The sequence below is a fragment of the Methanothermobacter tenebrarum genome (assembly GCF_003264935.1).
In the GTDB taxonomy this organism is placed as follows: domain Archaea; phylum Methanobacteriota; class Methanobacteria; order Methanobacteriales; family DSM-23052; genus Methanothermobacter_A; species Methanothermobacter_A tenebrarum_A.
In genome coordinates this window covers 43,499-60,307 of sequence record NZ_QLOE01000002.1, presented here as the reverse complement: position 1 = coordinate 60,307, position 16,809 = coordinate 43,499, and the positions used below count along the sequence as shown (strand labels likewise).

Sequence of the window (16,809 nt, the reverse complement as noted above, 5' to 3'; positions counted from 1 at the left end):
TTATATATGTGGAAGAATAACCTCTAGGAGTTTAAGGGCCCTTTCCACCCCTGATTTTTGTCTTTTCATGATCTCAGTGGCTGGTGAAGATCTTAGATCAGCGTAAACATCCGATGAACTTATAACTTTCATATTATCAGCTATGATAGCTATCCCACCCCTGCCGACACCCGCGGTTGTCCCTATACCAATGTCTGCTCTTGTAATATCTTTTATGGCCTCAGCCATCCTTTTAGCCATTTTTTTATCTGCGGATTCGTCATAGACTTTTATATCATCCACCACTTCAGTTGGTGGGAGTGGTTCGAATTTGAGAATCTTTCTAATCCCTGAGATGGTTGGGATGAATAGGCCTGCTATAAGTGATAATCTGTAATCTTTGGGGCTTATAGTCCATTTATAGGATAGTGGGTAGCCTTGGGAAAATGCATGTATTTCCCTGGCTATTTTACCATGGGTGAAACATTCTGCAGTGGCTATTCTGATCAATTCACTCCCCCACCAAAATGGAGAATCTTTAATATATGGGATGTTATGTTTTTTGCTATTTCATCTAGTGTGTATCCTGTTATGGGTTCCCAATCCCTTATAAGTTTACCAGTCCCTACTAGTGTGTGATCCTTTATTCCTTTATTTTGTAAGAATTTGACTATCGGATTATCCTTGTGGATTTTGGATATGTCTTTTGTTATTATTTTTTCTTGGCCGATTCCTGCGACTCCCATTGTACTAATGGTTGAGGCTTCTATCCTATGGGCATGTTTTATGATGGATGCTGTGATTGGGAGTGTGTCGCCACCTGCGATGGAAATGCAGATAATGTCACCATCTATTAGGTGAAGGTTATCCTTTGTAATGTATTTTGGGATTCCCACCACTTTTCTTGTGGTTGATCCCTTGGCTAATCTTTCAAGGAATTTGACCTTGTATTCTCCTATATTAGCCCCTTTTAACCTGAATATAATGTCATCGGCTGTTACTCGCTGTCCATCAATGGCTTTTATCTCTTTTGGCCCTCCACGGTGCACTTCCATCAAGTTTAGGGCTACTCTAAAGCCTAGTCTCCCGAGGCCGATTATTGTAACTTTACCATGGGGTTTTTTCTTTTTTTCCAATTCTTCTATGGATTCCATTTTATGGTCTCCCATGGCGTTTTCGTGTCCATTATCCTAACTTCAACCCCTAGCTGGGATAGGAGCTCGCCTAACTTGTATAGGCCTGGTAATTCTGTTGTATGGTGTCCCGCGTCTATGAGGGTTAAATCTAGGTTCTTTGCTAGTATAGCCCCCTCTTGGGTGAGATCCCCCGAAAGGTAAACTTTAACATTTTTTTCGTGGACTTTTTTTATCATTTTCGGATTTAAACCGAAACCTGATACTATTGCTATCTTATCAATTTTAAGGTTTCTTTTAAAATTAACAATCCTTACTTCTTCTGCTTTGAGTCTTCTGCGGATCTCTTCTATGAATGTTTCGAGTCTGATGTTTGTTTCGCAGATTCTCCCGAGGCCCTCTGTTATTGTGTCTATGACTTTTAGTTTTAGTTTGTTGGCAAGGGCGTCACATGCTCCTCCTTTGATGATGTCCCAGTTTGAGTGTATAACATATGTTGGTATTGGAGGTTTTAGTTGTGGTGGATGGTGTAGTATGAGTAGGTCATAATCGTCGTATGGTATCTGGTCTGTGGCAATGTAGTCCATTAGCAATAGGACTTTTTCTACATTAATATTATTGGTTGGTGTTATCAGGCCTACTTTGTCGCCTTTTATGGCGATTTGTGGCGGTATTTTCTCTTCTATAATTTTTATGAATTCTTTTAGTCTCATACTTCTTTTATTTCGGATTTTATTCTTCTAAGATTTCCTTTTATTGGCATGTCACAGTCTATTTTTTTGAGGGATGATGCTATTATCGCATTTTCTTTGAGGGATTCTTTAAATTTTTCACAATCTTTTTCCTTGAATAGGATTCTTTCATAGAATCTTAATTGTGATGAAGCGTAGAGCACACCATCAGCTTTTAGGATTTCTTCCAAGCTTCTTCTGAGCACTTCTATGGTTAGGGTCATTGTCCCTGATGTTTTTGTGTTTAGGCCGCTGGTATATAATATGCCCTTTACTGGGGCTTTTACGGCTTTTATTCTCTTTTTAGTTTCGTCATGGTTTTTTATTATAGTGTCACTGGCGTCTGAAATTGGACTTTCAACTATGAAGGTTTTTGTTTTGATTTTTAATTTTTCTGGTTTTATGCCTCCGATGCCTGTTGTATCCACTACAAGATCCCAGGATCCTCTGATGGCTTCTGGTTTTTTGAATGTTACCTTTGTATCGATTAGACATTTAAGGTGGGGGTGTTTGTCGACTATTGTAACATTGTATTTTTTGAATTTGTTGGCTATCATGGCACCTGTAAGGTAGGCGCCTATTATGAGGGTTTTCTCTGGTTTGATTTTTTTATAGGCCAGCCAGTCTAGTAGGGTGTCTGTTTTTATCTTGCCTATTGTTTCTATGATATCTTGGATTGTGTGCTGTGAGAAGTAGCTTTTTACTGTGTTTGTTATACCGGTTTCTGTTTTCATAATCCTAGCCTTTTTAGGGCTGTTTTCAGTTCTTCTTCTACTGCTTCTTCTAGGCTTTTTCCGTGGATGATGTGTGGTGGTGATATGGCTGCTGAGAGTATTCTGCCCTTGCAGTCCATTATTACTAGCATTGAACCAGAGCCTGGAATTCCTAATCGGCCCCTTGCTATTACAAGGTCCGAGTCTGTTGTATCCACTGCCATGAGGGCTTTGGTTATGGTTGGCATCCTTGTCAGGTCTGCGGCGTTGGTGTGGATTTTCAGTCCTTTGGCCTGGGGGAGTCCGAATTTTTTGAGGACTTTATTTATACTTTCTAGTTTTTTCTTGTCCCAGTTGGGGATGATTATATTCTCTGCTGAGAGGATGTATTCTTTTATCTTTTCGACTTCTATTTTTTTATCCCCTTTTCTTTTTCCCTCTGCTGATTCGTTGTATGCTTTTTTTATGTGTTCTTTTAGCATCTTTTATCACCATGGGCTGGGTGAGGCTAAATTTTTTATCTCGGCTTTTAGGCCCATGCTTTCTATGATTTTAACTATTTTTTTAAGATTCCCTACGTGTGGTGATCCGACGCCTTTGACGTGTAGGGGATAATCGTCGGGTATTACTGTTGCTATGTTGTCTGCGCCTGCTATGAGGGAAAATTTCACATTTTCGGGGCCTATGGTGGGTGCGGGTACTGTTATCCTTAGGTGGGGGTATAATATTCTTGTTATTGCTATGGTTTTCATCTGATCGTCTATTGGACATGGCGGATGTTTTTCCATTGGGGTGTCCTTGTATGGGTTGAATCCCATTATAGGTACTTCTCCGAGGCTTTTGAATTTTTTGAGGAATTTTAGGTGTTTTATCCTGTCCTTGTATGTTTCTCCGATTCCTATTAATAGTCCTGATGAGAGTTCTAGGCCTTTTTCTGATATGAGCTCGCATACTTTTATGCGTTGTTTTAGTGTTTCTCCTGGTTTGAGGTAATGGAAGAGTTTTTTGTTTATTGTTTCTAGGTTGCAGCATATGGTGTCGGTTCCATACTTTGCTAGTTCTTGTATGTTTTTTCTTTTGAGGTCTGAGCCCACGTTTATGAGTAATTCTAGGCTAGTATTTTCTTTGACTATTTTAGCTGCTCTGGTAGCGTGTTTCCCATTGTATCCGTGGGCGCCTGAGCAACTGACCCTTGGAATCCCGGCTTTTTCTATTCTTTTTGCTGCTTCTAATATTTCTTCATCTTTTCTTGAGAATTCTTTGTAGTATCCTTGGGGTGATGTGCCGGCGGCGAATCCACAATATTTACATTTTGGGGTGATTTTACATTTATTAGTCACATGAATGGTTGATGTAAGCTTTATGGGACCCCTATTTTCTTCTCTAAGTTGCCTTGCAACATCCATTAGCCTATTAAAGTCTCCTCTGTCATCTATTTTGAATAGTTGGATTATTTCATCGTCTTTTAACGGTTGCATGTTTTCTGCTTTTTTGAGGATCCTTTCTATCAATTTAACACCCTAAACTCGAGATTAGAATTAGTGAATATTATTTATAATGTAGGTGATTTAAATATTTTTCAAAAAAAAATAGTGGGATGGGGGGGTTATTTTTTCCTTTTTTCAAGGACTTCGAATGTTGATGGAAGTATCTCCGAGAGGGATCCGAAGTTCATGGAGTCTGCTGTTCCGAGGAGTGTTCCAGGGTCTAGGTGATCCTCCATTTTGTCTATTCCAACCTTTTCCATTAATCCGGTTAATTGTTCAAGGGCTTCTTTGGCCATCATTTGAGCGAATCCTGCTGGCGCGCCAAGGTTTTTAGTCACAGCGTCTCTGTAGGTGAGTATGCCTGCATAGGTTACTGCGGTGAGTGCGGAGCACATGTCACATACTGGGCCTAGGAGTTCTGCTGGTAATTTATAGGCTTTGCTTCTTGCTTTTTCACCTAATTCTAGGAGGGTTTTTATTGCTTCGTCTGAGGCATATCCTTCTGCTATGTAGACTTGTCCTTTCATTTCCGGTACTGCGCCTGGGTGGTATGATGATATGTTGAGGGTTTCTGGTGAGGTGGCGAGGTCTCCGTGTCTTTCTGCGAATATTTCATAGAATTTTGTGGTGGGTATTGTGCAAGCATGTGTTACAATTGCACCCTTTTTTAGGTTGTCTATGAATTTTTCTATGATACTAGGTTGGATGTCGCCTTTTGGCAGCCAGGTCATGATCCAATCAGCGTCGGCCACGGCTTCCCTGTCATCTGTTGTAACCTCTAATCCTAATTCTTCAGGGTGTACAAAGTGTATTGCACCTTCTGGTGGTTTTGGAAGGTCCTTAGCCACCTCATCCACCTTTTCTCTGATTTTTGGCATTATTTTTTCAGGGTCTTCCTTGTGGGCTTCTATAACTTCCTCATAGTCGAAGTCGTCTATTACCACGAATTGGTTATCGAATACTGGATCTGATATTATAATATCATCTATATTTGCTAATTCTTTTAATTCTGCTGCCATTGTTATCGTTGAATGGGTCATGGCTATCTCTGGTTTACCCACTTCTTCCGCGACTTCGCAAGCTCTTGCAAAGTTTGTTATACCAGTTGCGGCATGCGTCCTATAACAACCAGCACCTAATATTGCAACTTTCATACCATCACCTCACAAACTTGTATTACTATCTTTTCAGATAGTACTAATAACTCCTCTTTTATTATAAATAAACTTTTTGATCATAATCAAATCCAAAATTATATCCGAAACTTATTCATATAATACAAGAAATTATTAAATAAGAATAATATAGAAACCAAAAAAATAATATCATTTTAGACATTTATCCAATATAATAGAGAACATGGTGATATAATGGAAGATCTTATCATGGAAGCCATTCATGACCCAAATGCGGCCTGGGAACTTGCAAAGAAGGACAAGGACCCCATAAAAGTAGTTGACACCATCTCGGAACTTTCAATGGAAGAAGCCATTAAACTAGGATACAATTTTAAGAGATTCCCCATCGGATGCGACTTAACAGAAATCCTAGTGGGTACATGCGCCTCAGACCTTGAAGAAATAGACTTCCTAGGCAATTGCATATTAGCTGATATGATAGGGGCAACCATACATGCTTGTGCATACGCGTTCGCAGACATGGCAGAATCCTATGGGATGAACGGTGTGGAATTAATGCGCAAAGTCAGACAGATAACAGAAGTCCCCATCGACTTAGACCACTTCGGTGAATATGGGCCAATGAGATTCCCAGAGGATATAACACATTGCATCGGCCAATGCTACATGGAAGGACCCCCATTTAAGGGTTGTCCCCGCAATAGGATACACTCCAGGTTATTGGATAAAGAAAAAGAGGCGCTCCACGAAAGGGATGAGTGGATCAGAAATTCAACATCAGTTGCAATTAATCTGACCTCTGCACAAGGGGCTGAAGCCCATGCAGCCCCGATAAAAGAAGCTAAAAAGGTTGCTAAACTTGCAAGGGAACATGGAAAAGGCTTGGAGGCGATAATGTTCATAGGGGATGGATATGATGATCTTATCACAGGATTTGAAACCGCCCTTGAAATTGGCGTGGATGTTTTCGTACTTGAAGGAGGTCCTTTCAACCTTGCAACTGACCGTCTTGGAACATTCGCACGGGCAGTTGCCATGGCAAGAATCCTTGCACCGGGCAAAATCGTGGCAACCAATGGAGCCTATGAGGATGAGTGTAGAGTAGGCCTTAGAGCAGGGTTAAATGCTATAATAACAGGTTTTCCACGGAACCATCACGGTTACATGTGCGGATATTCACCAGGCACGGCTAGGAGAGGAAACTTTGGACTTCCCAGAATAATCAAGATAATGAAAGATGAAATCCCAGAGGGGCTTACAAGGGTTCCAATCCAGAAAAGCGAAATGGAAGCTCTTGCAATGGCCGTTAAAGCCGCTGGTGAAGACAATGTTTATCCTGAAAGGATAGGTCATACTTTTGTGGGTGACGCCCACTGGGCATGCCTACCACACACACCCTTATACAAGCGGGTTAAAATCCAGAAAACCGTGAATGATATTAAAAGGATGGCCTCAGAGGGTCTTTTAGGGGATAAAATTGCGATCATAGGTGCAAGGTTTCTATCCTGGGTTATAGGCAGGGAACTAGAAGATTATGTTGATGAGATCGTGATAAGCGACACTGACAAGTGGGTGGAGAATGTGACGATTGATAATCTAAGATCCCAACTAAAGGTTGATTTAAATGGTGCAAATGGTGATGATAAAAGGGCATACCATTACGCAGATACTACGATAATATCATCAACAATACCAGAGGTCGTCAATAAGATCTCCAGAGATTTTAAGGATACTATAAGTTTCATTTAGAATGTATTAAAAATGCAAGGATTATTAATCCAGTATATAAATTTTTCGAAATTGATTCATAAGTAATCTTTATACCTATTCTTTTTCAACCAATATACCAAGTACAATTTGTACAATAAAAAAGAGCAAGGAGGAGACTCTATGGCTGAGGAGGATATAAAGATCGTTATGTTCTGTTGCAACTGGTGTTCCTATGGTGGGGCTGACACAGCAGGAACTGCAAGAATGCAATATCCACCAAACGTCCGCGTAATCAGGGTTATGTGCTCTGGAAGAGTCGAACCACAATTCATACTCAAAGCATTCAGAGAAGGCGCAGACGGTGTCGTAGTAGCTGGCTGTCACTTTGGGGACTGCCACTATGACGCAGGAAACTACAAAATGGCCAGGAGAATGGAACTAGTCTACAAACTCGTAGAAGAACTTGGAATAGGCAAAGAAAGACTACACCATGATTACATATCAGCATCAGAAGGTGAAAAATTCGCCGAGACAGTAAAGATGATGGTCGACAGGATAAAAGCCCTTGGACCATCACCAGTAAAAGAACAAATAGCAGCTGAAGCCTAAATTGGAGGAGGGAGAATAAAAATGGCTGAAAAGGCACAGATAGGGACGATGTGGCTTGGAGGATGCTCCGGATGCCACCTATCAATAGTAGACTTCCATGAACAAATATTAGATTTATTAGAATTGGCAGAAATTAAATTCAGCCCAGTCCTAATGGACATAAAATATGATGAAATCCCAGAAAAACTTGACGTCGTAATAATAGAAGGAGGGATAGTGAACGACGAAAACAGGGAATTCGCCGAACTGTTAAGGGAAAGAGCCGACTTCGTCATATCATATGGTACATGCGCAGCCTATGGGGGCATACCCGGCCTCAGAAACCTCTGGCCAAAAGAAGAAGTCATTGAAGAAGCATACATCAATTCAATAAGCACGCCAAACCCTGACAAGGTAATACCATCAGAAGACGTGCCACACCTCGAAGACAGAGTAAGACCACTCTCAGACGTGATAGATGTGGATCTTGTCGTCCCAGGATGCCCACCAAAATCAGATGTTGTAGCAGAGGCCGTCATAGCATTACTAAAAGGAGAAGAAGTTGAATTACCAAACACAAACTTGTGCGAGGTATGTCCAAGAGAAAAACCACCAGAAGGACTTGCAATGGACTTCATAAAAAGGCAATTCGAAATAGGGAAACCAGAAGAAGACCTCTGCCTCATAGCACAGGGCATAGTATGCATGGGCCCAGCAACAGTATCAATCTGTGGTGCACAATGTCCAAGCAATGGAGTACACTGCAGAGGATGCTATGGGCCAACAACACGTGTAATAGACCAGGGAGCTAAGATGATAAGTGCCATAGCATCAGACTTTGGAGTTGAAAGGGATAAGAAAGTAGACCCTGAGGAGGTCGCAGAACAATTAGATGATATCGTCGGAACATTCTATACCTACACGCTCCCAGCCGCCCTTATACCCATGAAAATCCAAAAGGAGGGGAAATAAATGGTTAAAGTTACAATGGAACCTGTAACACGTATTGAAGGTCACGCCAAGATCACCGTGCACCTTGACGAAGCAGGTAATGTTGAAGATACAAGATTACATGTCATGGAATTCCGCGGGTTCGAAAAATTCCTCCAGGGAAGACCCATCGAAGAAGCACCACGTATAGTCCCCAGGATCTGTGGTATATGTGACGTGCAACACCACCTCGCCAGTGCAAAAGCAGTTGACGCATGCTTCGGATTCGAACCAGAGGACATACCAGAAGCAGCATACAAGATGAGAGAGATAATGAACTGGGGCTCATACATGCACTCCCATGCACTACATTTCTACTTCCTAGCAGCCCCAGACTTCATAGCAGGAAAAGACAGGGCAACAAGAAACGTATTCCAGATAGTTAAGGATTCACCAGACATAGCACTCAAAGCAATAGAACTCCGTAAAAACGCCCTAGACCTCGTAACAGCCACCGGTGCAAGACCAATACACCCAACAACATTCACACCAGGCGGCATAACATCAGAGCTCGATGATGAAACACAAAAAGACCTTCTAGAAAAAGCTAAAAGGTGTGTTGAACTAGCAGAGGAGACAATAGAGCTCGCAGTGCCAATATTTGAAGAGAATATCGACCTTGTAAACTCATTAGGTGTTATTGAAACATACCACACAGGTCTAGTGAAGGATGGTGTGTGGGATGTCTATGATGGTATAGTAAGGATCAAAGACAAGGAAGGTAACCTATTCAGGGAATTCAAACCAGCAGATTATGCTGATACAATGGCAGAGCACGTGAAACCATATTCATGGCTCAAATTCCCATACATAAAAGACTTAGGCTACCCAGATGGTGTATATAGGGTTGCTCCACTCTCAAGATTAAACGTTGCAGATAAAATGCCGGACGCCGCCCCAAAAGCCCAAGATTACTTCAAAGAATTCAGGGACAGGTTTGGATACGCACAACAGACACTACTATTCCACTGGGCAAGACTCATAGAATTACTAGCATGTGCAGAATGTGCAGCAGACGCCCTAGAAGGGGACCTATCAGGAGAGAAAATACCAGGAGAACTCGAAAGACAGGAAGGTGATGGCGTAGGTATAGTTGAAGCACCAAGGGGAACATTAACACACCACTACACATGTGACGAAAACGGACTAATAACAAGGGCCAACATTATCGTCGCCACGATACAGAACAACCCAGCCATGGAAATGGGCATACAAAAGGTTGCAGAAGATTATATAAAACCAGGCGTCGAGTTAGATGATAAAATCTTCAACCTAATGGAGATGGTTATCAGAGCATACGATCCATGCCTCTCATGTGCAACCCATACAATTGACAGTCAAATGAGGCTCGCCACCCTAGAAATCTATGACAGCGAAGGTAACTTAGTGAAGAAGTTCTAAACCCCACTAGAAGGTGGTAGGGATGATAATAGTAAATAAAGAGGACTGTATACGTTGCGGGGCATGTGAAGGAACATGCCCCAGTGAAGCCATTGAAGTCACACCAGAGGATGTAATCTATTGTGACCTTTGTGAGGGCGAGCCTAAATGCGTTGAAGTCTGTCCAAACCAGGCATTGAGTGTTGGGGATATCACAATCGAAGATGATGGAGAAGTTACACAAGCTAGGATAGTTTATAACCCTGATAAGTGTCAACAGTGCGGCGACTGTGTAGAGATCTGCCCCCCACAAATACTTAAATTGGAGGAGGGTAAAGTACAGAAGGTCCCATTAAAGGGTTTCTGTGTCATGTGCCAGAAGTGTGTGGATATCTGCCCAGTTGGTGTTATCGGAATCGAAGGCGTTAAAGAACCCGAAAGAGTTGAACTAGAGATAACAGAGCCAATATTCATCACAGATTGCGTGGGTTGCGGAACTTGTGTAGATGAATGTCCAGTGGAGGCAATAACCCTCGAGGAGATAGGGGGTACAATTGAAATCGACGAAGACCTTTGTATCAAGTGTGGTGTATGCTCCCAGACATGCCCATGGAATGCAGTTTACATTTCAGGTAGAAAACCTGAAAAGAGGACTAGGGAAATCAAAAAATTTGAAGTGGACGAGGAAACATGCATAGGCTGCAACACTTGCGTTGAAGCCTGTCCAGGCGACTTCATAGATGCTAAAGCGTCCAGTTTAACTGTTAAATTACCAGAGATTTGCACTGCTTGCGGTTTATGCGAGGAATTATGCCCAGTAGATGCCATAACATTAGATGTTGAATTCGGACCAGCAAAGCCCACAACAGAAGAAGGCGTTGTATGGGATGAAGAAAAATGCAGATTAGACGGTGCCTGCGCCAAAAAATGTCCCAATGAGGCTATAAGGGTCGTTACAGAGAATGGCTTCCAAATCCCAGGGAAGATAAAAGTGGACGAGGAACCATCATATAACATGTGCACAAGATGCGGTGCATGTACAGTAGTGTGTCCACACGGAGCATTAACACTCTCTGAAATAGACAAGGAAATCAATGGCCAGATCGTCAAAAGGAATAGGATACAGTACAATCCAATCAAATGCCAGCAGTGTGGTACATGTATAGAAGCATGCCCATATGATATGCTCAAACTCACAGAGGAAAACGTGCCACTTAAGGGATTCTGCATACTCTGTGACCAGTGCATAGATGTTTGTCCAAACAATGCACTATCCCTAAAATAACCTATTATTCTCTCTTTTTTTATTCTTTGGTGTATTTGCTTTTTATATGGGCTCCCTTGTTCTTTGATATTTCACCGTATTCCATTATCAGTTCTCCGCGGAGTATGGTCATTATCGGCTCCCCTATGTATTCTCTGCCCTCAAATGGGGTGTAATGTGCTTTACTGTAGAATTCGTCAGTTTTTATTTTACCGGTTTTTTTAGGGTCTATGACAACGAAATCCGCGTCCATCCCAATTTTTATCCGGCCTTTGTTTTTGAGTCCGAATATGCTTGCTGGTTTTTCTGAGAGCATCTTTTGGATCCTGGCTAGTTTGAGGCGTTTTTTCCTGGTTAATGTGAGCAGGAGTTTCAGGGTCACTTCTAGGTTAGGTATTCCTGGTGGGGCGTCCCAGATGTTGTTCTCTTTTTCTTGTAGTGTGTGTGGCGCATGGTCAGTGGCTATTATATCAATCATTTTAAGGTCCTTGAAGTTTATGGCCTCTTTTTCGGGTCGGAGTGGTGGGTTAGTCTTTGTGATGGTTCCCCACTTTTTCAAATCTTTTGATCTGAGTAGTAGGTGGTGTGGTGTTATTTCACACGTTACAGGGGCTCTTACAGATCTTATAAGTTTTAGTGCTTTTTTTGAGCTTACATGGCATATATGGGTTGGATGGTTGTAGTGGTGGGAGAATGTTATTGCTTTTGCAATTGCGAGTTCCTCGGCTATGCTTGGCCTTGCGAGGGAGTATATTTCTGGTCTGGTTTCATCTTTTAATTGGCTTGTGTAATATTCTATTATCTCTGGGTCTTCACAATGAAATGTTACCGGGATCTTGGACCCCTTTAAGGTCTGGAATATCAGAGATATTTTGTGGTTTTCTATTTTTTCTGTGAATATTTTGAATGATGCTGGTTTTAATGGTATTATCTTTTCTATTTCTTTTATTTTGTTTATGCTTGCATGTAATCCGAAGTCTACTATGCTCTTTTTTGATGCTATCTTAATCTTTTTTTTAAATTCCTTTGCAGTGTTTGTTTCCGGTTTTGTATTTGGCATGTCCAGTATTGTTGTGAAGCCCCCGTGGGCGGCTGCCATGGAACCTGTCCTAAAATCCTCTTTATATTCGTATCCTGGTTCGCGAAAATGTACATGAGCATCTATAAGCCCTGGTAATATGATCTTCCCCTTTATGTTTATCTTCTTATCAGCCTTTAGGGGTGATTTACTTATACTGGCTATTTTACCATCCTTGACGCCAATATTCACTATATTCTGGTTTATACTACAATTTTCAAGTGCTAAGTCTAACATCAATAAAAAATATTCACTATGAGTTATTATATTTTATTCTATGAAAATTGACTATTCATTCATAGAGGAGATTATCAGGGAAGATTTTCAGCTTATAGTAGATGATTCTAAACACACCCCATTGTATGGGAGTTCATCGTCTGATAGGCCTATTATAGCCGATTTTACAGAATATTCTCCTTTACATAATGGTCATAGGCATTGCATGTTCGAGGCCAAGAAGAGGATACCAGACGGTTTATTCGTGGCAGTTATCCCAGGGCCGTTGGAGCGCAGTGGAAGAGGTCTACCCTATATAATGACGAGAAGAGCCCGTGCAAAGGCCGCTGTAATGGTGGGGGCTGACATTGCAGTTGAGGGGCCCCCAATGGGTGTTATGGGTTCTGGACAATATTCCATCTGTCTTGCTAAGATGTTCAAGGCCCTTGATGCCGATTATATCCCAAGGGGTTATAGGCCAATGGAAGGTTTCCAAGAGATCCTGGAGAGGATAAAAAAGGGGCATAGGGTGGTTCCACGCCCTTATAGGATAGTCGACCTTGAAACTGGTGAGACAATATTGGAGGGCAAACTTGAAGAGGATAATTATGTCATCCTATCACTTTCAAGAGCCCTTGGGAAGATAGGATTCGATTTTAAGGATAAATTCATCTTCGTGGAACGCTTAGAGGGTATAAGTGGCACTTTGATCAGGAAGGCCACATCAGAGGGGCGGCTTGACGAAATAGAGAACATGCTACCCCCTGAGACGCTTAAGGTTCTCAAGGATGAAATCAGCCAAGGCAGAGCACCATTACATGAAATCCGCCTTGAAGATGAAATAATAGAAAATGCAAACTTCCTAGGACGTGATGAACTCCTAGAACTTAACCTGTTTGATGAAAAAACTGCCAATGCCATCATAGAAAATAGACCATTTAATAGTATAGAGAAGATACTGGCTTGCATCCCCCGGGGTTTCAGCAAACATTATAAGAATCGTATATTATCTGTGCTAGAGGCAAAAGTTCATAAAGGACTGATCTCTAAATATATAGAAAATTATCCTTCCACCATCAGAATATTAGATTATAAGAATGAAGAGGTTTTAAAGGAATTTGAAGATAGAATACCACATAGGAGGCTAGAGATATGGCAGTGAAAAAGGGAGATTTTGTAAGATTAGAATTCACAGGACGTGTCAAAGAGACCGGTGAGGTATTCGACACCACCATAGAGGATGTTGCCAAAGAGGCCGGTCTAAAAATCAAAAAAGTCTTCGGGCCGGTTCCTGTGATTGTTGGAGGAGGCCATCTTATCAAAGGATTGGATGAGGCTGTTCTTGGCATGGAAGAAGGGGAAGAAAAGCATATTGAACTCGAACCAGAAGAAGCCTTCGGTAAACGAGATCCTAACCTTGTAAGGCTCATACCAATGATAGAATTTAAAAAGCAAGGCATTAAACCGAGGGTTGGTATGAGCATAACCTTAGAGGGTCATGAAGGCAGGATCCAGAGTATAGATGGTGGCCGTGTCCGTGTAGATTTTAATCATGAACTTGCAGGCAAAACCCTTGAATATGATATTAAGGTTAAGGAGATAATCAAGGATGATACTGAGAAGGTTAAGAGCATGATACAATTATATTATCCATTGGATAAGATCAACCTTGATAAGATCCAGGTTGAAATTGATGATGGTACAGTTAAGATCTACATGGATGAGTTGAGCCGCTTTGATAGAAGGCCATACATGGATGTTACACTTTCAAGGTTCAGGATTGCCAGGGATATCTGGGAGAACATGGACATTAAAAAGGTGGAATTTGTTGACGTGTTCACAAAAAAAGAAGAAAAGGAAGATTAGAATTCAAGTTTTAATGTGACGATCTCAAAGGGGTCCATGGAGAGTTTGATGGACTCACCATCCATGATGATCTCCTTGTCAAATTCTTCATCTTTTTCTTCTAGCATGTTAACAATTTCTACACTTTTAGGTTTTTTGAAGAATCTTAAACAAGCTTTCGTATTTTTTCCAGCGGCCTCATAGAATCTCATTATTATATGATCCCTTTCCTCTGATCTTTTAAGTGCTGTGAGTATGATATTGTCTGGTCTGATCTCCAGGAATGATTCACTAGTCTTATATGCTCTGTTATCTAATTGTAGTCCGATTAGTCCATAGTTGAATTCGTATCCCATCTTGTAGACTTTTGATTCTTTCCAGTTACCATTGTAAGGGTATATTGAGTATTTGAATGTGTATTCTTTGAATTCCATAGCATCTGGTACTGGTATTATGGGCCCTGCTTTTCCATCGGTTGATAGTAGGTCTACTGATCTTAATAGTGTGAGGTATATGTTCCCGTCCCTTATTTCATGTTCTGGGTTGCCAAGGTTTAAGAGCGCGACTCCTTTCCCGTTTTCTTCATAGGCTATCCATCTGAGTGAGGGGGACGTTCCTGAAGGTTTTTCCTTCCAATCCTCTGCTGCGAAGTAGTATTGGTCTGTTTTTCTTGTGATGGCCCCGAATTGTGTTTCGGAATTGTAGGTGGGGTTGGTGAAGGGTGTTTCGAAGAGTACCCGTATTCTGGTCCTGGGATGCTTATTTTCTAATTTTATCTCGAAATCTATCCTGGGAATGTCCCTGTAGATTATTATTTTTTTGGTGCAGGCTAGGGATTTGTGTCGCCAGATTCGAGGTTTCCACTTTTTTGTTAGGCGGTAAGGCCATCTTAGTGAATAATAGTCAACTTTAATTTCTAATACTTTTCTAAGATCTGAACCTCCTATGCGGATGTCTTTGACCTTGAAGGCCCCATATTTTATTCCACTGCTTGATTCTCTTTTCAAGACTTCTTTCAGCCCTTCTTTGTGATTGTATAGGTCTCCTATTTCTTCTTCGAGTATTATTTCATTGCCTTTGAGGATTTCTTCCCCGTCCATTTTAACTTTGATCAACCCATTCTTTGGCGAATATGATAATTCGAAGAATCTGTTCCTGATGGTATTATCAAGGACTTTTATACCATTTTTTCCCTTTCTCCACCCCCTTTCGAGGATTTTATATGTTCTGTAACCAAGTGGGGGCGCCTCTGCTATGAAACCTATCCTAGCAGACTTTATCGACCCGTCAGCGTGTCTAGTCTCCTTTAATATTTCAATGTCTATTTTTTCCCCCTCACATTCTAGGGTGCCAATACTTTTTATTTGGCTTTCTTCAAAATTTAAGTCGACTTCAACCCAATCCTTGGAATCCCAAGGGAATGGATTATAGACTATTATATCCTCTTTTTGGCTTCCTTTGGATGTGATAGCCTTTAAAACCTTGGGTGTGAGTGTGGTGAGTTGTTGCTTGAGGAATTTTATATTCTGTTTAACTTCTTCGTATACTTCATCGACTCCCGTGCCCGGGGCCACGTCATGGAATGCTAAGAATAGGAGTTTTTTCCAACATTCATAGATTTCTTCCGGATAGTGGTTGTCTATGAGGAATTTTATGGTTGAGAATCTTTCGAAGGTGTTTAACCAGTTTTCGTATTTTCGCAGGCTCTTTTTTATCCAGATTCTGCTTGATGCGACATCTGGGAATACTTCTGAGTATCGGCCACTGTACATTTCACCTTTTCTGATTGGGAGGTTTTTGGCGGACTCTTCCAATTTTTTAAAGAAATCTTTGGATGTTGATATTATCATCTTGGAGTTTTTGTGTGTTTTGTTCCATTTTTTGACAACTTTTTCTGTGTTAGGTTGTGGCATTGTAACTCCGCTGCCTGATGGCATTAGTATATGGTTGGTGGCTGCGAGTTCTTTGAGGATATGGAAATTTTTTTCGAGTTTTTTAAAATCTAGGCCCGCCCTGTAGCCTAGTGGCATGAAGTGTGTTAGTATTCTTGTCTTGTCAAGTCCTTCCCATAGGAATTCTGATGGTTTATTCTCTGGGGAGCCCCTTCTAAAGGCTAAGTACTTGTAGCCGCATTTGCGGTATATTTGGGGGAGTTGGGCGTTTAATCCGAAGCTGTCGGCCTGCCACATGACTTCTATGTCTAGGTTGAATTTTTCTTTGAGATATTTTTTGCCTATGAGTATTTCTCGTATGAGTGTTTCTTCTTGTGGTAGCATGGTGTCTGCCATTAGGTATTCGCCGTCTGCTACTTCGATCCTCCCTTCTTTGATGTACTTTTTTATTTTATCGAATAATCTAGGGTATCTTCTCTCGATTTCTTCGAGGAGGTATGTTTGTTCTATTAGAAATTTGTAGTCTTTGGATTTTTCCATGATTTTTATCACGGCCTTGAGGATCATGTCAATATTTATATAGAAGTAGTCTTCCTTTGTGAAAACCCATATTGCGTCATAATGTGTATGTGGGACGAGGTGTATAACATATTTTTCATCCATC

At 41.2% G+C, this 16,809-nt stretch carries 16 protein-coding genes; 7 read left to right on the top strand and 9 right to left on the bottom strand.

Annotated features, from left to right (window positions below; translation table 11 throughout):
- From DPC56_RS01750 to hmd, 7 genes are all read right to left on the bottom strand, one after another.
- Window positions 1–489, bottom strand: a complete 489-nt coding sequence (locus tag DPC56_RS01750; protein ID WP_112093359.1) for a UPF0254 family protein — start codon at window positions 487–489, stop codon at window positions 1–3.
- Complete coding sequence (locus DPC56_RS01745) at window positions 486–1,133, bottom strand: hypothetical protein (protein ID WP_112093358.1); 648 nt, start codon at window positions 1,131–1,133, stop codon at window positions 486–488. The genes DPC56_RS01750 and DPC56_RS01745 overlap by 4 nt, the downstream gene beginning before the upstream one ends.
- A complete protein-coding gene (locus tag DPC56_RS01740) occupies window positions 1,121–1,825 on the bottom strand; it encodes a Nif3-like dinuclear metal center hexameric protein (RefSeq protein ID WP_112093357.1) in 705 nt (234 codons plus the stop codon). The genes DPC56_RS01745 and DPC56_RS01740 overlap by 13 nt, the downstream gene beginning before the upstream one ends.
- The gene (locus tag DPC56_RS01735; RefSeq protein ID WP_112093356.1) at window positions 1,822–2,577 is read right to left on the bottom strand and encodes an SAM-dependent methyltransferase HcgC family protein; all 756 of its coding nucleotides are present in this window, start codon (window positions 2,575–2,577) and stop codon (window positions 1,822–1,824) included. The genes DPC56_RS01740 and DPC56_RS01735 overlap by 4 nt, the downstream gene beginning before the upstream one ends.
- Window positions 2,574–3,038 carry a DUF3236 domain-containing protein gene (locus DPC56_RS01730; protein ID WP_112093355.1) on the bottom strand — a complete coding sequence of 155 codons (465 nt, stop codon included), beginning with the start codon at window positions 3,036–3,038 and terminating at the stop codon, window positions 2,574–2,576. Before DPC56_RS01730 ends, DPC56_RS01735 begins: the two co-directional genes overlap by 4 nt.
- 6 nt (window positions 3,039–3,044) lie before the next feature.
- The gene (gene hmdB / locus DPC56_RS01725) at window positions 3,045–4,067 is read right to left on the bottom strand and encodes a 5,10-methenyltetrahydromethanopterin hydrogenase cofactor biosynthesis protein HmdB (RefSeq protein ID WP_112093354.1); all 1,023 of its coding nucleotides are present in this window, start codon (window positions 4,065–4,067) and stop codon (window positions 3,045–3,047) included.
- Window positions 4,068–4,162: 95 nt separating this feature from the next.
- The gene (gene hmd / locus DPC56_RS01720) at window positions 4,163–5,197 is read right to left on the bottom strand and encodes a 5,10-methenyltetrahydromethanopterin hydrogenase (protein WP_112093353.1); all 1,035 of its coding nucleotides are present in this window, start codon (window positions 5,195–5,197) and stop codon (window positions 4,163–4,165) included.
- Window positions 5,198–5,413: 216 nt separating this feature from the next.
- Between hmd and hmdC the strand changes: the two genes are divergently transcribed.
- The 5 genes from hmdC (at window position 5,414) to DPC56_RS01695 (ending at window position 11,135) form a co-directional block, all read left to right on the top strand.
- On the top strand, window positions 5,414–6,931 hold the full coding sequence (gene hmdC, locus DPC56_RS01715; RefSeq protein ID WP_112093352.1) for a 5,10-methenyltetrahydromethanopterin hydrogenase cofactor biosynthesis protein HmdC: 1,518 nt from the start codon (window positions 5,414–5,416) through the stop codon (window positions 6,929–6,931).
- Between the two features lie 141 nt (window positions 6,932–7,072).
- A complete protein-coding gene (locus tag DPC56_RS01710; RefSeq protein ID WP_112093351.1) occupies window positions 7,073–7,501 on the top strand; it encodes a hydrogenase iron-sulfur subunit in 429 nt (142 codons plus the stop codon).
- Window positions 7,502–7,522: 21 nt separating this feature from the next.
- The gene (mvhG, locus tag DPC56_RS01705; protein WP_112093350.1) at window positions 7,523–8,452 is read left to right on the top strand and encodes a F420-non-reducing hydrogenase subunit MvhG; all 930 of its coding nucleotides are present in this window, start codon (window positions 7,523–7,525) and stop codon (window positions 8,450–8,452) included.
- The gene (gene mvhA / locus DPC56_RS01700) at window positions 8,453–9,871 is read left to right on the top strand and encodes a F420-non-reducing hydrogenase subunit MvhA (RefSeq protein ID WP_112093349.1); all 1,419 of its coding nucleotides are present in this window, start codon (window positions 8,453–8,455) and stop codon (window positions 9,869–9,871) included.
- A gap of 22 nt (window positions 9,872–9,893) precedes the next feature.
- A complete protein-coding gene (locus DPC56_RS01695; RefSeq protein WP_112093348.1) occupies window positions 9,894–11,135 on the top strand; it encodes a 4Fe-4S binding protein in 1,242 nt (413 codons plus the stop codon).
- 19 nt (window positions 11,136–11,154) lie between these two features.
- On the opposite strand, the gene pyrC is transcribed toward DPC56_RS01695, so the two are convergent.
- Entirely contained in the window at window positions 11,155–12,429 is a 1,275-nt protein-coding gene (gene pyrC / locus DPC56_RS01690; RefSeq protein WP_112093347.1) for a dihydroorotase, read from the bottom strand.
- A 40-nt stretch (window positions 12,430–12,469) separates the two neighbouring features.
- Here pyrC and DPC56_RS01685 point away from each other — a divergent pair, with 40 nt between their 5' ends.
- Both DPC56_RS01685 and DPC56_RS01680 read left to right on the top strand, forming a co-directional pair.
- Window positions 12,470–13,570, top strand: coding sequence for a nucleotidyltransferase family protein (locus tag DPC56_RS01685; RefSeq protein ID WP_112093346.1), 1,101 nt, complete (start codon window positions 12,470–12,472; stop codon window positions 13,568–13,570).
- Entirely contained in the window at window positions 13,561–14,274 is a 714-nt protein-coding gene (locus DPC56_RS01680) for a peptidylprolyl isomerase (RefSeq protein WP_112093345.1), read from the top strand. The genes DPC56_RS01685 and DPC56_RS01680 overlap by 10 nt, the downstream gene beginning before the upstream one ends.
- On the opposite strand, the gene DPC56_RS01675 is transcribed toward DPC56_RS01680, so the two are convergent.
- Complete coding sequence (locus DPC56_RS01675; RefSeq protein WP_112093344.1) at window positions 14,271–16,808, bottom strand: alpha-mannosidase; 2,538 nt, start codon at window positions 16,806–16,808, stop codon at window positions 14,271–14,273. The genes DPC56_RS01680 and DPC56_RS01675 overlap by 4 nt on opposite strands.
- Window position 16,809 lies beyond the last annotated feature (1 nt).

What these genes read in the sequence shown, in the direction of transcription:
- DPC56_RS01745 (WP_112093358.1), bottom strand. Translation starts at nt 1,133, where the DNA reads ATGGAATCCATAGAAGAATTGGAAAAAAAGAAAAAACCCCATGGTAAA.
- DPC56_RS01740 (WP_112093357.1), bottom strand. Translation starts at nt 1,825, where the DNA reads ATGAGACTAAAAGAATTCATAAAAATTATAGAAGAGAAAATACCGCCA.
- DPC56_RS01735 (WP_112093356.1), bottom strand. Translation starts at nt 2,577, where the DNA reads ATGAAAACAGAAACCGGTATAACAAACACAGTAAAAAGCTACTTCTCA.
- DPC56_RS01730 (WP_112093355.1), bottom strand. Translation starts at nt 3,038, where the DNA reads ATGCTAAAAGAACACATAAAAAAAGCATACAACGAATCAGCAGAGGGA.
- hmd (WP_112093353.1), bottom strand. Translation starts at nt 5,197, where the DNA reads ATGAAAGTTGCAATATTAGGTGCTGGTTGTTATAGGACGCATGCCGCA.
- hmdC (WP_112093352.1), top strand. Translation starts at nt 5,414, where the DNA reads ATGGAAGATCTTATCATGGAAGCCATTCATGACCCAAATGCGGCCTGG.
- DPC56_RS01710 (WP_112093351.1), top strand. Translation starts at nt 7,073, where the DNA reads ATGGCTGAGGAGGATATAAAGATCGTTATGTTCTGTTGCAACTGGTGT.
- mvhG (WP_112093350.1), top strand. Translation starts at nt 7,523, where the DNA reads ATGGCTGAAAAGGCACAGATAGGGACGATGTGGCTTGGAGGATGCTCC.
- mvhA (WP_112093349.1), top strand. Translation starts at nt 8,453, where the DNA reads ATGGTTAAAGTTACAATGGAACCTGTAACACGTATTGAAGGTCACGCC.
- DPC56_RS01695 (WP_112093348.1), top strand. Translation starts at nt 9,894, where the DNA reads ATGATAATAGTAAATAAAGAGGACTGTATACGTTGCGGGGCATGTGAA.
- pyrC (WP_112093347.1), bottom strand. Translation starts at nt 12,429, where the DNA reads ATGTTAGACTTAGCACTTGAAAATTGTAGTATAAACCAGAATATAGTG.
- DPC56_RS01685 (WP_112093346.1), top strand. Translation starts at nt 12,470, where the DNA reads ATGAAAATTGACTATTCATTCATAGAGGAGATTATCAGGGAAGATTTT.
- DPC56_RS01680 (WP_112093345.1), top strand. Translation starts at nt 13,561, where the DNA reads ATGGCAGTGAAAAAGGGAGATTTTGTAAGATTAGAATTCACAGGACGT.
- DPC56_RS01675 (WP_112093344.1), bottom strand. Translation starts at nt 16,808, where the DNA reads ATGGATGAAAAATATGTTATACACCTCGTCCCACATACACATTATGAC.